Annotated in this window: 11 protein-coding genes and 1 pseudogene; 3 read left to right on the forward strand and 9 right to left on the reverse strand. The window is 57.3% G+C overall.

The genetic code is table 11. The annotated features are described in order from the left end of the window. Positions 1-216: 216 nt before the first annotated feature. A pseudogene (locus HIJ39_RS24870) lies at positions 217-1,779 on the forward strand (S9 family peptidase). A gap of 206 nt (positions 1,780-1,985) precedes the next feature. On the opposite strand, the gene HIJ39_RS03950 reads toward HIJ39_RS24870, so the two are convergent. Beyond that, complete coding sequence (locus HIJ39_RS03950) at positions 1,986-2,258, reverse strand: hypothetical protein (RefSeq protein WP_169096933.1); 273 nt, start codon at positions 2,256-2,258, stop codon at positions 1,986-1,988. 180 nt (positions 2,259-2,438) lie between these two features. On the opposite strand from HIJ39_RS03950, the gene HIJ39_RS03955 reads away from it, so the two are divergent. Continuing rightward, complete coding sequence (locus HIJ39_RS03955) at positions 2,439-3,101, forward strand: response regulator transcription factor (protein WP_169096935.1); 663 nt, start codon at positions 2,439-2,441, stop codon at positions 3,099-3,101. Beyond that, positions 3,098-4,411, forward strand: a complete 1,314-nt coding sequence (locus tag HIJ39_RS03960; RefSeq protein ID WP_169096937.1) for a sensor histidine kinase — start codon at positions 3,098-3,100, stop codon at positions 4,409-4,411. Before HIJ39_RS03955 ends, HIJ39_RS03960 begins: the two co-directional genes overlap by 4 nt. Positions 4,412-4,483: 72 nt before the next feature. Here HIJ39_RS03960 and spoVT read toward each other — a convergent pair whose 3' ends face one another. The 8 genes from spoVT to spoVG all read right to left on the reverse strand — a co-directional run bounded on the left by spoVT (position 4,484) and on the right by spoVG (position 13,194). Continuing rightward, positions 4,484-5,038, reverse strand: a complete 555-nt coding sequence (gene spoVT / locus HIJ39_RS03965) for a stage V sporulation protein T (protein WP_169096939.1) — start codon at positions 5,036-5,038, stop codon at positions 4,484-4,486. 94 nt (positions 5,039-5,132) lie between these two features. Continuing rightward, positions 5,133-6,080: a peptidylprolyl isomerase gene (locus HIJ39_RS03970; protein ID WP_169096941.1), complete on the reverse strand. Its 948-nt coding sequence runs from the start codon at positions 6,078-6,080 to the stop codon at positions 5,133-5,135. Further along, positions 6,025-9,582 (reverse strand): transcription-repair coupling factor, encoded by a 3,558-nt coding sequence (gene mfd / locus HIJ39_RS03975; RefSeq protein WP_169096943.1) that lies wholly within the window; start codon positions 9,580-9,582, stop codon positions 6,025-6,027. The genes HIJ39_RS03970 and mfd overlap by 56 nt, the downstream gene beginning before the upstream one ends. A gap of 48 nt (positions 9,583-9,630) precedes the next feature. Beyond that, positions 9,631-9,840: an anti-sigma-F factor Fin gene (locus HIJ39_RS03980; RefSeq protein ID WP_169096945.1), complete on the reverse strand. Its 210-nt coding sequence runs from the start codon at positions 9,838-9,840 to the stop codon at positions 9,631-9,633. Between the two features lie 61 nt (positions 9,841-9,901). Continuing rightward, entirely contained in the window at positions 9,902-10,453 is a 552-nt protein-coding gene (gene pth / locus HIJ39_RS03985) for an aminoacyl-tRNA hydrolase (RefSeq protein WP_169096947.1), read from the reverse strand. A gap of 1 nt (position 10,454) precedes the next feature. Next, on the reverse strand, positions 10,455-11,396 hold the full coding sequence (locus tag HIJ39_RS03990; RefSeq protein ID WP_169096948.1) for a ribose-phosphate diphosphokinase: 942 nt from the start codon (positions 11,394-11,396) through the stop codon (positions 10,455-10,457). A gap of 34 nt (positions 11,397-11,430) precedes the next feature. Beyond that, positions 11,431-12,807, reverse strand: a complete 1,377-nt coding sequence (glmU, locus tag HIJ39_RS03995; protein ID WP_169096950.1) for a bifunctional UDP-N-acetylglucosamine diphosphorylase/glucosamine-1-phosphate N-acetyltransferase GlmU — start codon at positions 12,805-12,807, stop codon at positions 11,431-11,433. Positions 12,808-12,939: 132 nt separating this feature from the next. After that, entirely contained in the window at positions 12,940-13,194 is a 255-nt protein-coding gene (gene spoVG / locus HIJ39_RS04000) for a septation regulator SpoVG (protein ID WP_169096952.1), read from the reverse strand. Positions 13,195-13,381: the final 187 nt, after the last annotated feature.

Below are 13,381 nucleotides of genomic sequence, written 5' to 3' on the forward strand. Positions count from 1 at the left end.
AAGAAATCGTATGAAAGTCGCCTATTGGTGGCCGGCCCGGGTACTCCCGCGCGCTTCCTCACTGGGGGCCCCAAGGACGCACATCCGGCTTTTTCGGCAGATGGACGTTTTCTGTGGTTCATCCGCTCGCAAGACGACCGCGGCCAGCGCCTCATGCGCCTCCCCTGGGAAGGCGGTGAAGCCGAACCGGTAGGACCCAAGTTTTGGGACCTTGCCATGGTAAAACCCATTCCTGGCGGCGACGGAGTACTTGTTCTTGCTCGAGCTCCTGAACCGCCGCCCGAAGAGCCCCAATGGCCACGCCACTACCAGCGCTGGCAGTGGCAATACGACGGGCAGAGATACTTCCCCGATCACCCCATCAGCCTCTGGCACGTTGATGGGCAGGGCCAAACCACCCGGCTGGAGGAGAGTGTTTATGACATTGCGTCAGTCTCCATCTCGCCGGACGGCCGCTTTGTTGTCTACGATCGGATAACCGACGAGACAGCCGCGGCCGTCCCGCGCAGCGACATCTATCGTCTCAACCTCACAGCCTCTGCATCCCCCGAGCGCATGACAGACGGCCCGAAAAGCTGGCGTGCACCCACCGTTCTGGGAGATGGCCGCATCGTGGCGCTTGCATCCGGACAAGACTTTGGTCCGGCGACCATCGAGGAGCTTTATGAAGTTGCGCCCACCAACCGACGGCTGCCCTTGCCGCCCGACCTAGAAGTCGGCGAGAGCATCAGCAGCGACACCCGATTTGGCCCCGAACCGATCCGACCGTTGGCCGTCGGAACTAGCGGCGTGGCTATCGCCGCAACACAACAAGGCCAGACGCATGTATGGATCGTTGACGGCGTCCAGGCTGAACCGTTAGGCGTGCCCGCGCCGGTTGCGGCCCAATATGCAGCAAACGGTTCGCGCGTGGTTGTGATTGGGGGCAGTCTGACTGCGCTCGATGAGGCATACTGGTGCGAAAACGGCATCGCACAGCCAATCACGGAGGTCAATCACTGGGCTCGGGAGAAAATAACCCCCACCGAGATCATATCGATCACTCGTCCGGATGGGATGGCCATACCCGCCTATGTCACCGGGATGGAGGAGCGGCAGCCCCGCCCGCTCATTCTCTATGTGCATGGCGGGCCTCATGGGGCTTACGGAGAGAATGTCCGCTACGATACCCAAGTCATGGTTCAGAACGGTTATGTCGTGGCCCAAGTCAACCCCCGCGGCAGTATGGGCTACGGGCAAGCGTTTCGAAACGCCGTCCGGAGTGATTGGGGCGGATAGGACATGGAGGATTTGATGGCCGTGGTGGACCATCTCATCGAAATTGGCGCGGCCGATGCGGACAGATTGTATGTCACCGGTGGGTCATATGGGGGGTTCATGACTAGCTGGATCGTGGGTCATACCGACCGCTTCAAGGCCGCCTCGACAGTCGTCCCGGTAACCAATTTAGTGTCCTTTTACGGAACCAGCGACATCGGCTGGTGGTTTGCTCCTGGAGAAGTGGGACCCACACCGTTTGACGATGTTGATGCGCTATGGAAGGCGTCGCCTTTGGCGTATGCCCCCCGGGTCAAAACCCCCACTCAGGTGGTCGCCGGTGAAGACGACCGCCGATGCCCCATTGAACAGGCGGAACAGTATTACACCGCGCTCAAGCACTGTGGGGTTGCGACGGAATTTTTACGTTATCCTGGCCCCCATAGCTTTTCCACCCAGGGACGGCCCGACTTGCGCCAGGACCGTCTATCGCGGCTCCTAGATTGGTTTTCTAGATATTAATGGGGGAAAGGCACCATGACAAAATGCCCATGGCCCTGCTTTTGCGGGGCTCATGGGCAAAATCCGGTCATGGGATCTTAATGGATGGCGGTTGGCGCAGCCGTACCAGCGGCCTCCTTCATCACGTGATTGGTCAAATTGTTCACCCAGACGTTGGTGCTATTCCCTTGATGGCGCACGGTAACAATCCAAACGCTGGAACTTCCCTAGGCACGTTGCACAGCGGCCACGTGCCCACCCCCCACCGCCTGTAGAGCCGTCTCGTCGGCATTTTCAACTTGGTCGGTGACCGATCCCAGTCGAATCCCGTGGACGGTACTAGGCTTCAGCACCATGCTATGCGCTGTCTTTATTGGCGCAGCTCCGGCAATCGTTGCAGCATCCGCGTATCCATGTCCGAGGATACCAAAAGCTCCGGCCATACCGGCCAATATCGCAACTCCGGTCCCGATCCATGCTTTTTTCACGCCCGTTGTCATGTGTATCGACCTCCTTTGGCGGGACCAGATTACCCACCCCACGTGACAGCTTTATGACCGCAAGATGTCATTTTTTATGACAAACGGAACCTGCCGGGGCCCCAGGGGGTTGTGCGCTTGTCATCAAACCATCAGGAAACTCGGGTATAGTAACGATGAGAACGCTAAGGGAGATTGGGCATGAAAATTTTAGTCATCGAGGACGAACCACGCGTGGCCGATTTGTTGGCCCGAGGACTGCAGCAAGCGCAACACGTCGCCGATGTATCCCATACCGCCGAGGACGCATTAATGTTGGCGGCAGACGGTCACTACGATGCCGCCATCGTCGATGTCATGCTGCCTGACATGGATGGGTTTACTCTCATTGAAACCATGCGCGATCGGGGTGATCGCTTCCCGATCCTGATGCTGACGGCCCGTGACACCGTGGATGACAAGGTGACCGGACTCAGAAGCGGTGCAGATGACTACCTAACCAAGCCCTTCGCCTTTCAGGAACTATTGGCCCGGCTTGATGCGCTGTCCCGTCGCAGTGAGACTTTCCAAGATACCAACGACATAACGGTGGGCCCAGTCAGCCGCCGCGGCAACACCATGTATTGCCATGGCCGCGCGTTAGATTTAACGCCCAAAGAATTTCAGGTTCTAGATCTCTTGATGCGCAACAAAAACACTGTGCTGTCACGTCAGCAAATCCTTGATCGCGTGTGGTCTACCGAGGCAGACCCAATTGCGAATGTGGTCGACCGCGTCATTGCCCGACTTCGAAAAAAGCTTCGAGCCGCCGATGGTCCCGCCATTGAAACAGCGCGGGGGTTTGGCTACGTGATTCGCGGATGAGGCGCTCCGCCCCCACCACCGAATCGCGCTTGCTGCGCCGGCTCCAATGGCGGATGGCACTGAGCTTTGCCATCGCTTTCTTGGTCTTCGACATTGTTGTGGTAGGGCTCACCTATGAAGTGCTGCAGTATCACTTTTACAGTGAGGCCAAAGCGACCATCCAACATGTCTGGAGTGATCGATTGCCTGATTCTGTTCCCCCCAGCCTCCCTCCAGATCAAGACGGAGAAATCAATCACCCGGGCGACAGTTTACCGCGGGTCGCGACGTGGCAATTCAACGCGGCAGGAAAGACCATCCGCACGATGCCCACGCTGTATGGATTTCCGGCGCCATCCAGCACCATCCTGCCCAACCGTGCTCTCTTGTCCCAGATGCCCCATACGCATAGCACCCTCTGGGCGGTGGCCCGATACCAATCGTATCGCGTCATGATTGGTTCGAAGCCTGTTTGGAACGACGGCCGCTACCTAGGAGCCCTGCAGAGCGCCTATTCGATGGGTCGGTTGACGTCTGTGATGCGCGGCCTATTGGCGGTGGACGCGGAAGTCAGTCTGGTTATGGCCGCCTTGATTGTTGTGCTGGTATTGTGGCTGTCCGGGCGTTCGCTGGGCCCCATTCGGGAAGCGCTTGGTCGTCAACGCGCCTTTGTCCAGGATGTTTCGCATGAATTGCGCACCCCGCTTACGATCGTCAAGTCTTCGTTAGAGCTCGCCTTGCAGGAAACAGAGCGGTCAAATGTTGACTATGCGATTCGCGACGTGATTTCCGAAGTGGACTACATTACCCGCCTCACCCACGATTTGGCCGCGTTGGCTCGCGTCGGATCGGGCAGTACGGAGATCCAGCCGAGTGAGCTCAACCTCTTCGATTTAGCAGATGATGTGATCGCAGCGCTCACCCCGCTTGCGGAAGAGCGCGGCGTCACACTGGACGCTAAGAAAACCGGCCCTAACCCGGTCATTGTGGCTGACCCGACCTTTGTCCGGCAATTGCTCATTATTCTGTTGGATAATGCCTTGAAATACAATCATCCGGGAGGCCGGGCGGAACTCGCGGTCCGGGTTCTAGACGAGACCGTCCATGTACGGGTTTCCGACACCGGATCGGGGATTCCCAAAGAAGATCTGCCCCATCTCTTTGACCGCTTTTATCGCAGCCGAACGGCATCACGGCTCGCACCGGGCAGCGGTCTGGGGCTGGCTATCGCCCGGTGGATCATTGACGCGCATGCTGGCACAATCCGGGCAGAAAGCGAGTTGGGACGGGGAACAGAGGTGGTCGCCGAGTGGCCTCGTCGCGTTCCTTAGACGGAAAAGAACCGCAATGACCCTGCGGCGAGATCATTGCGGACTCCCAAGGTGTATTGTGGAGAACGTCTCCTATTGCTCCATTTGCTTGGCCAGGAAGCCCGCAGCCGTCTCCGCCAATTTAATCTCCATATCTCCCATCTTGGCGTCGGGTTCCCGACTACAAATAATGATCGCCCCAATGGGGTCACCTTCGGCTATAATCGGCGAAATCACTTCAGCGACGAACTTGTCTTCGTCGTCGTCTCCGATGACACTCCCCTTGGGGCGATGATCGCCACGGTTGAAGAAGAGCGTTTTACGGTCTTCCATAGCCTTTTCGACAAGTGCGCCTAAAGACTTGTTCAAGAACTCCTTCTTGGGTGCCCCTGCCACCGCGATGACCGCATCGCGGTCGGCGATGAGCGCAATATGTCCGATGGCTTCATATAACGAATCTGCGTACTCCTTGGCGAAGTCGCCCAGCTCTCCAATTGGGGAGTATTTTTTGAGAATGACCTCGCCGTCCCGATCGACGAAAATTTCGAGTGGATCCCCTTCCCGGATCCTTAGCGTTCGGCGAATTTCTTTTGGGATCACCACGCGGCCCAAATCGTCGATTCTGCGGACGATTCCCGTAGCCTTCAAACGAGCGCCCCCTTTCTCTTCGCATCTTCAGAGGTAGTATATCGAGGCGCCGCGCCGATTATGCGTTTTTTCCAGTTTTACCGAATGGTAGAAGTCAGCTCACAAAAAGCCGTACCTTCTCGCTATTCATTAAGCCAGCCGCCCAAGTGTCGAATGCTTTTTCCTTAGCGGACTGAACCATTTCGGCTTTAATCGCTGGCTCGACGGCGCTAAACGGTATCGCTGCCCCCGCTCGAGATGCTTGAACTTCGATGATAGAGTAGCCCAAAGGTCCCTTGACTATACTCATTTGCCCAGGTTTTAGAGACATCACCGTATTCAGCCACGTTTTGGGCAGGGCTGACGATGCCCCAAGCTGCACCCAGCCGCGGCTGCCACCCTGACGCTTGTACTGATCTTGAGAATCGCGCGCCGCCAAGGCCGCGAAATTGGCCCCATGTTTTAATTGAGCGAGAATGCCCGTCGCCTCGGCATGGGTTTTTACCCGAATATCGCGTACGAGATCTTCGGGAGGAGACACATAGAAGGCCTTGTTTTTTAAGTAGTAGCTGTATGCGTCTGCCGTGGTGGGCATGGAAACCTTGCCGGTAACGCGCTGAAAGGCGGCTTGAAGAATCATCTGTTGACTGACGTAGGCTTGAAACTGGCTCATCGTCAGGCCGTTTTGGGACAGTCGCCGACTCAACGCCGCCGTCCCCCCAGCTTGAGGCGCAATCTGCTTTTGGATGACCTGGTGGGCCACGTGTGAGGCCGCCGAGCGGGTGATTACCCCATGATTCAGCGCCCAGGCGATGACAGCCTGCTGCTGGGCGAGTGCCGTCACTTGGCTTTTGGTAACAGCCGGCGCGTCGTCGAGGCGTACCCCCTGCACGACTTGGCTGGCAGCCCGCGCCTGATTCAAATCGCCTTCCGTAATCGGCGTATGTCCCACTATGGCCACCGTTTTGCTGCTCTGCGAACCGGCCCCGCAGCCTCCCGCAATCAGGCTAGGGCCGGCGATCGCGAGCCACAACACGGCACGTCTCGGGTTGGTCGCTTGCACCGTCTTGGTCCCCCTTCATAATGCTCAATACGGTTTGGGCCGTATCCAGCAGATCGAGGGCGGTGGCCTTCGGCGGCATCTTGATACCCAATTCCGGCGCTCGGTTGCTGGCAGGCACTAACCGCCCAGGAAACTGGCTTGCCAGCCGCCGGATGGCATCGGGCCCGATCAAGCTCTCGCCGGTACCCCGAATGACCAGCCGATCGCGGCGATGGCCCACCGCCGTCAACCGCAACTCCTTGGCCAACACCCGCACCCGCGACAATTGAATCAACCGCAGGACGGGCTCAGGAGGCGGTCCAAACCGATCTTCCGCCTCCTCCGCTAAATCCTCGACCTCTTTTAAGGTTCTGGCGGACACGAGGCGTTTATACACTTCAATCTTTTGGCGTGGGTCAGGCACGAAATCGTCGGGCAGATAGGCGTCAACCTCAATCTCAAGGGCCGGATCCGGCGTTTCTTGAGCCGTCTCGCCCTTGAGTTCGCGGATCGCTTGCCCCAGCATTTCGGTGTAGAGATCAAAGCCCACCGAGGCAATGAAGCCATGTTGCTCGGATCCTAAAAGGTTGCCGGCTCCGCGAATTTCCAAATCCCGCAACGCAATCTGGTAGCCGGCGCCGAGCTCCGTAAACTCGCGAATCGCTTCCAGCCGCTTTTCGGCTTGAGGCGTCAGCACCTTATCAGGCTTAAACGTAAAGTAAGCGTACGCCAGCCGGGAGGAACGGCCCACCCGGCCGCGCAACTGATAGAGCTGGGCGAGACCCATGCGATCAGCGTCCTCCACAATTAAGGTATTGGCATTCGGAATATCAAGGCCCGATTCAATAATGTTAGTCGCCAGCAGCACATCGTATTCCTGATCGATAAAGCGCGCCATAACATCTTCAATGCGGTTTTCGTCCATCTGTCCGTGAATAACGGCTAAGCGCAAATCGGGAAACATGCGCATCAGCCGTTCGACGGTTCGGTCCATTGCCATGATGCGATTTTGTACGTAATAAATTTGCCCCCCACGGTCGAGTTCGCGGCGAATTGCCTCACGGACCAGCGCAGGGTCATACTCCACAACCACCGTTTCCACGGGCAGCCGATCCTCAGGTGGCGTCTCAATCACACTCATGTCGCGAATACCAATCATGGCCATATGCAATGTGCGTGGAATGGGGGTTGCCGTTAACGTCAGGACATCCACATTCTCCCGCAAAGCCTTTATGCGCTCCTTATGGGCCACCCCGAAACGATGCTCTTCGTCCACAATTAAAAGTCCCAAATCCTGAAAGACCACGTCTTTTGCCAAGAGCCGGTGCGTTCCCACCAAAAGGTCAACCTGCCCCTTTTTCAAACGCTCCAGAATATCCTTTTGCTGCTTCGGTGTCCTAAACCGGCTCAACACCTCGACCGTTACGGGGTAGCCGGCCATGCGCGCCTTGGCGGTCATGTAGTGCTGCTCCGCCAAAAGCGTCGTCGGCACCAGAAAGGCAACCTGCTTTCCATTCATGATGGCCTTGAAAGCTGCCCGCAACGCCACCTCTGTCTTACCGTAGCCCACGTCGCCGCACAGCAGCCGATCCATGGGCCGGGGCCGCTCCATATCACGCTTGATTTCCTCGATCGCTTTCAACTGATCCGGGGTTTCCTCATAGGGGAACGCCGCCTCAAATTCGGCCTGCCAGGGCATGTCAGGTCCGAACGCAAAACCCGGTCGGGATTCCCGCACGGCATAAAGGCGGATAAGCTCTTCCGCCATTTCCTTGACGGATGCGCGCGCCTTTTCCTTGGTACGGTGCCATTCCTGACCGCCCATCTTCGACAGTCGGGGTTCCTGACCTTCCACCCCCACATATTTCTGTACCAAGCTCAGCTGATCGACCGGCACATATAAGGTGTCCTCGCCGGCATATTGCACGTGTAAATAATCTTTGTGCTGACCTTGAATCTCCAGCGTCTTGATGCCTAAAAATCGGCCGATCCCATGGGTTACGTGTACAACAAAATTGCCGGGTTTAAGCTCGTTGAGCCGGATGCGCGCCCGGGGTTCTCGCCGGGCCACGCGCGGCGCCGTTTCACGACCTGACAGCTCCGTCTCCGCGAGAACGGCCAACCCCAACTCGGCTAGAACAAATCCATGCGATAGCTGCCCTGTCAACACGCTGGCCTCGCCCGCGATCCCCAACCCTTCCCTTACGGGAAGATCGAGATCAATGACCTGATTCAACATCACGCGGGCGCTCTCCTGATCGCGCACCACCAGCACGGTTTTCATGCGGGCCTTGCGAAAGCGCACGAGTTCGGATTTTAGCAAGTCCGCCTGGGCATGCACCCGGGGTGCTGGCCGACCTGTAAGGCTGAGGGAAAAGCCGACTGATCCATGGGAATGCGGCAGCAAGGACAAGGAGACGTCGGCATGCGCCTTGAACTCCTGCGTCCATAAATCTTCCGTAATAACCATGTCAGCTTCCATGGGAAGAAAGTCGCCGCGCTCCAACCGGCGCTCCTGCTCCAATCGATCCGAGGCATCCAGTCCCTTCCACGCCTCCAGGATGCGGGGCAAATCATGATATAAGATAACGGGACGGCGAGAGAACACCTGGATGATGGCCTCGGGACGATAAAAGGCGGCGCTGTAGCGCTCGATGCCAGGGAAGCTGCGCGACTCCGCCAGATCATGCAAATATCGGCCGTAGCGCTCCTTTGCCCGCGACGCGTCATCGAACTTACCCACCGCTTGGAGATTCTTTATCACTTCCTCAGACTCTAGGGACAACCGATCAATAGCGTGCCGGCGCGCCTCGTCACTCCACACCAATTCCCGGGCCGGGCCAACGGTCACCGAGGGTTCCATCGAGACGGTACGCTGCGTAGCCGGGTCGAAAATGCGGACCGAGTCGACTTCGATATCAAACCATTCGATCCGCACAGCCGGTCCACCAGGCAAAAAGATGTCCATAATGGCGCCGCGCCAGGCGAACTGGCCTTCATCGGAGACCTCCGGCTCCCGCTGGTAGCCAATTTGGACCAATTTATCCGCCAACTGTGCCGGCTCAAGGGTGTCGCCAGGCTTTAAGGTTAACTGCGTTTTGGGAGGCGGCACTAGCCGCTGGCGCACGGCCTCTACCGGCGCCACCAAAACCGCCCGGGGATCCCGTCCCGCCTCAAACAAGGCCTTCTGACGGCGCGCATACCACTCGTGGCTCTCCGCCCGGACATCGCCCACGACGTGGGGCCTTGGCGGCAAAAGATAGACGGGAGCATCCGAGCGAAACGATAGAATTTCCGCCTCCATGCGGCGTGCCTCTTGAAATCCGGGTGTGACAATCAAAATCGGCCGATCCAGGTCTCGCGTGATGGCGGCCGCCACGAACGTGGGCAAAGATCCGGACAAGCCGCTTACCTGGGCATGCACACGTCCCTGTTCAAGCCGGGCGATGAGCTCTTGGTACGGTTCATAGGCGGACCATAATGGCAGCAGTTGTTGTAGACTTGATGCGTTCACGCGAACCATCCCCGAACACCAAATACGGGCTAGTGCGGCTAGCCCGTGGTATTTTCTCTAGTTATACCATAGGTTGTCGTCCCACGGCACGGGCAGGCAATAGTCGCACAAAATTTTCACGGTGGCGGTTTCACCGCGATCATCCAATTGCACAAATTCTTCCTGCTCTTCTGGCGTCAGCGCAGCCAGTCCCAACACCGGATCTCGCCAATCTCCCGGAAACTGACCCATGCGCCGACCGCAATGCCGACAAACGTAGCGGACCATGCAATGCCTCCTCAGGGGCAAAAACGCCTTTGTCCCCGAGTGTTCCCCAGCATTGACTGGCTTAGCCATTAAAGCGACTCATCGCCCGGTCTAATCCATCGGATCGGATGGCGTCCAGCGCCTCTTGGGCACGCCCGAGCACCGCTTCCACCACCGCTACCTCCGATTCACCAAAGCGCATCAAAACCCAGTCGATGACGGCGATGGCTGCCGGCGGGCGCGAAATGCCAAGACGCATGCGGGCAAATTCCTCCGTGCCCATGGCCGCGATAATCGATTTCAGCCCATTGTGTCCGCCGCTGGAGCCCGACCGCCGGATGCGCAAGGTCCCCAACGGCAGATCGAGGTCATCCGCGATCACCAACACATTTTGCGGCATCAGGCGATAATATTGCACGAACGGACCGACGGCCTGTCCCGATAGATTCATAAACGTCCCAGGCTTTAAAATCCAGCCCCAGGAGGCCTCCGCCAAGAGACCAAAACGGCTGCGCTTAAAGGCCAACCCATGGGACTCAGCATAGGCGTCAGCCACCATAAAGCCCATGTTGTGGCGGGTCCGCTCATAGCGGGGGCCGGGATTTCCGAGCCCCACCACCAACAGCTTCCCCATGCTATTCAAACAGCTTGGACACCGATAGATCCTCATGAACCCGCATGATGGCCTCCGCTAATAGCGGCGCCACCGAAATCACTTGCGTTCGCGGGGGCGGGTCATTTAACAAAATCGTATCGGTCACGAAGATTTCGGAGAATACCGATTCTGCCAGCACCCGGTTGGCCTCGCCGGACAACACCGGATGCGTCGAGGCAGCATACACAGCACGCGCCCCCAAATTCATAATAGCTTCGGCAGCTTTGGCAATCGTTCCACCGGTATCAATCATGTCATCCACAATCACCACGGTCTTGTCCCGCACTTTGCCGATGACGTTAACCACTTCCGATACATTCGGTTCGGGGCGCCGTTTGTCGATAAAGCCTAATGGTGCTTGCAGGAACTTGGCCAACTGCCGGGCGCGATAGACACCGCCCGCGTCAGGAGAAAAAATCATCAAGTTCTCTAAATGCTTGGCATAAATGGCCTCCGACAAAATGCGCCCACCTTGCAAATTATCGACTGGAATATCAAAGAACCCTTGGATTTGCGGCGCATGTAAGTCCATCGTCAAAACTCGCCGCGCTCCCGCGGTGGTAATAAGATTGGCCACAAGTTTCGCGGAAATCGGTTCGCGTCCGCGTTCCTTGCGATCTTGACGGGCATAGCCATAAAACGGAACGACCGCGGTAACCCGCCGTGCCGAGGCTCGCCGCGCTGCATCAATCAATAACAGAAGTTCCATTAAATTGTCGTTAACGGGTCCTGATGTTGGCTGCACAATGAAGACATCCGAGCCACGAACATTCTCCAAAAGCCGCACACGAATTTCCCCATTGGAAAATCGCCCGACATCCGCTTGTCCCAACGATATGCCTAAATGCTCCACAATCTTTTCCGCCAACGGCCGGTTGGCGTTGCCGGTAAAGATTTTTAAGACTCCTTCGCGCTCGAACATAGTTCTCCTCTTGAGGTGTATTTTGACCCGGGTTTTACGCGTCTCGACCTTTAGAGCGCCTTTGCGCCGCCCATCCGGGTTTGTTTTCTTGGCGCCCGCGAGCAATCGCCAAGGCGTCCCCAGGAACATTTTGCGTCAGTGTGGATCCTGCTGCAACGTAAGCCCCCGGTCCGACCTCAATGGGCGCCACCAGGTTGGAATTGCAGCCAATGAACGCTTCATCGCCAATAAACGTCGGATGTTTCGCGGTCCCGTCGAAATTGACGATCACCGTACCAGCCCCTATATTGACCCGACCGCCAATGGTAGCATCCCCCAAATAGGAATGGTGGCCCGCCTTGGAGCCAATCCCTACGCGGGTGTTCTTGAGCTCAACAAAGTTGCCAATCTTGACATCCCGATCCAAATAGGTGCCCGCCCGCAAGTGACTAAAAGGTCCGACGCGAGCAGTACTGGCTATCACACTTTGCTCAATGACACTTTGCTCCACGACCACACCGTCAGCGATACGGCTGGACACCACCGTGGACATGGGACCAATGTGGCATTCCCGGCCGATTTTGGTGCGACCGCGAATGAAGGTCATGGGATAGATGACCGTGTCCTGACCGATCTCCACATCCGCGTCAATGTAGGTGGTAGCCGGATCTACAATGGTCACGCCCGCTGCAAAAAGACGATTAAGGGTGTCCATGCGGAGCCGCGCTTCCGCCTCAGCCAGCTCACGACGGGTATTAATCCCCATCACCTGCGCCGGGTCTTCCCAAACCATGGCGGTCACACGGGCTCCTTGTCGTCTAAGGGCCTCGACCGCATCGGTCAAATACTTCTCTTCCCCGTGGAAGGGAAGACCCGCCAATAACTGGCGAAAGCCATCAACACGCCAAATGCCGATGCCGGTGTTAATCTCTTGAATCTGGCGAACCACCGCATCGGCTTCTTTCTCCTCGACAATCGCCTCGACAGCGCCCTCGGCGTCGCGCACAATGCGTCCGTATCCCGTCGGGTTTTGCACATAGGTGGTGACCAAGGTGGCAGCGCTCTGATCCTGGCGATGACGCTCGATCAGGTCGCTGATAAGTGCTGCAGGAACCAAGGGACAGTCCGCATAAAGCACTACGACATTTTCTACCTCGTCAGGAATGGCACTTAAAGCATGCAACACGGCGTCTCCGGTACCGTGCATCTCGGGCTGGCGTACAAATTCCGCATGGCCCTCCAACGTTTCTTCTACCCGTTCCGCCTGATACCCGACGACCACCCAGGGCAAATCCAAGCCAGCTTTTTCTACCGCACGCACCACGTGCATCACCAGAGGCATCCCGCCCAGTTCATGCAACGCTTTTGCGCGGCCCGACCGCATGCGAGTCCCGTGCCCTGCTGCCAGTATGATTGCTGCTGTCTTTGCCATGCCAATCCCTCCTGGGTGACTCAACGACTCATGCCAGAGTTTAGCATACCAAAGTTGACGCTTGCCTCGCCATGTTCCCGCACAAAAAGGCGGCCTCCCTAAAAGGCGCCGCCTGGATTAGCACTGATCCAACTACGAGGCTGAATGAAAAACGTCCAGCACGGCTTTTTGAATCCGTTCCCGTGCCTGGGGTGTAATGGGATGGGCCACGTCACGAAATTCGCCGTCTGGTGTCTTCCGACTGGGCATAGCCACAAACAAGCCCTTCAGTCCCTCTACAACCTTTACATCATGTATGACGAACTCACCATCCAGGGTCACCGAGGCCACCGCCTTCATTTTCCCGTCGGTCGCCATCCGTCGAAGCCGCACGTCTGTTATCTCCAATCGGACTTCCTCCTTCGCCATAGATGCCGGATTAGACCCAGATGTTTTGGGTAGGAGACTATTCGCGATTGGACGGCTCAATTCCTCCAATAGTCGAAATTTTTACAGGGATTCGTCAAAGTCAGGTTGACTGAAATGATAGAGCAGACGACTAACCCTTGACGACCGCAGTGGGACATTAGGCCAT

The sequence above is a fragment of the Sulfobacillus harzensis genome, from assembly GCF_012933365.1.
In the GTDB taxonomy this organism is placed as follows: Bacteria; Bacillota; Sulfobacillia; order Sulfobacillales; family Sulfobacillaceae; genus Sulfobacillus_B; species Sulfobacillus_B harzensis.

Excerpts from the sequence above, each read along its gene's own strand:
- HIJ39_RS03950 (WP_169096933.1), bottom strand. The coding sequence starts at position 2,258 with ATGACAACGGGCGTGAAAAAAGCATGGATCGGGACCGGAGTTGCGATA.
- HIJ39_RS03955 (WP_169096935.1), top strand. The coding sequence starts at position 2,439 with ATGAAAATTTTAGTCATCGAGGACGAACCACGCGTGGCCGATTTGTTG.
- HIJ39_RS03960 (WP_169096937.1), top strand. The coding sequence starts at position 3,098 with ATGAGGCGCTCCGCCCCCACCACCGAATCGCGCTTGCTGCGCCGGCTC.
- glmU (WP_169096950.1), bottom strand. The coding sequence starts at position 12,807 with ATGGCAAAGACAGCAGCAATCATACTGGCAGCAGGGCACGGGACTCGC.
- HIJ39_RS03980 (WP_169096945.1), bottom strand. The coding sequence starts at position 9,840 with ATGGTCCGCTACGTTTGTCGGCATTGCGGTCGGCGCATGGGTCAGTTT.
- pth (WP_169096947.1), bottom strand. The coding sequence starts at position 10,453 with ATGGGGAAGCTGTTGGTGGTGGGGCTCGGAAATCCCGGCCCCCGCTAT.
- mfd (WP_169096943.1), bottom strand. The coding sequence starts at position 9,582 with ATGGTTCGCGTGAACGCATCAAGTCTACAACAACTGCTGCCATTATGG.
- HIJ39_RS03990 (WP_169096948.1), bottom strand. The coding sequence starts at position 11,396 with ATGTTCGAGCGCGAAGGAGTCTTAAAAATCTTTACCGGCAACGCCAAC.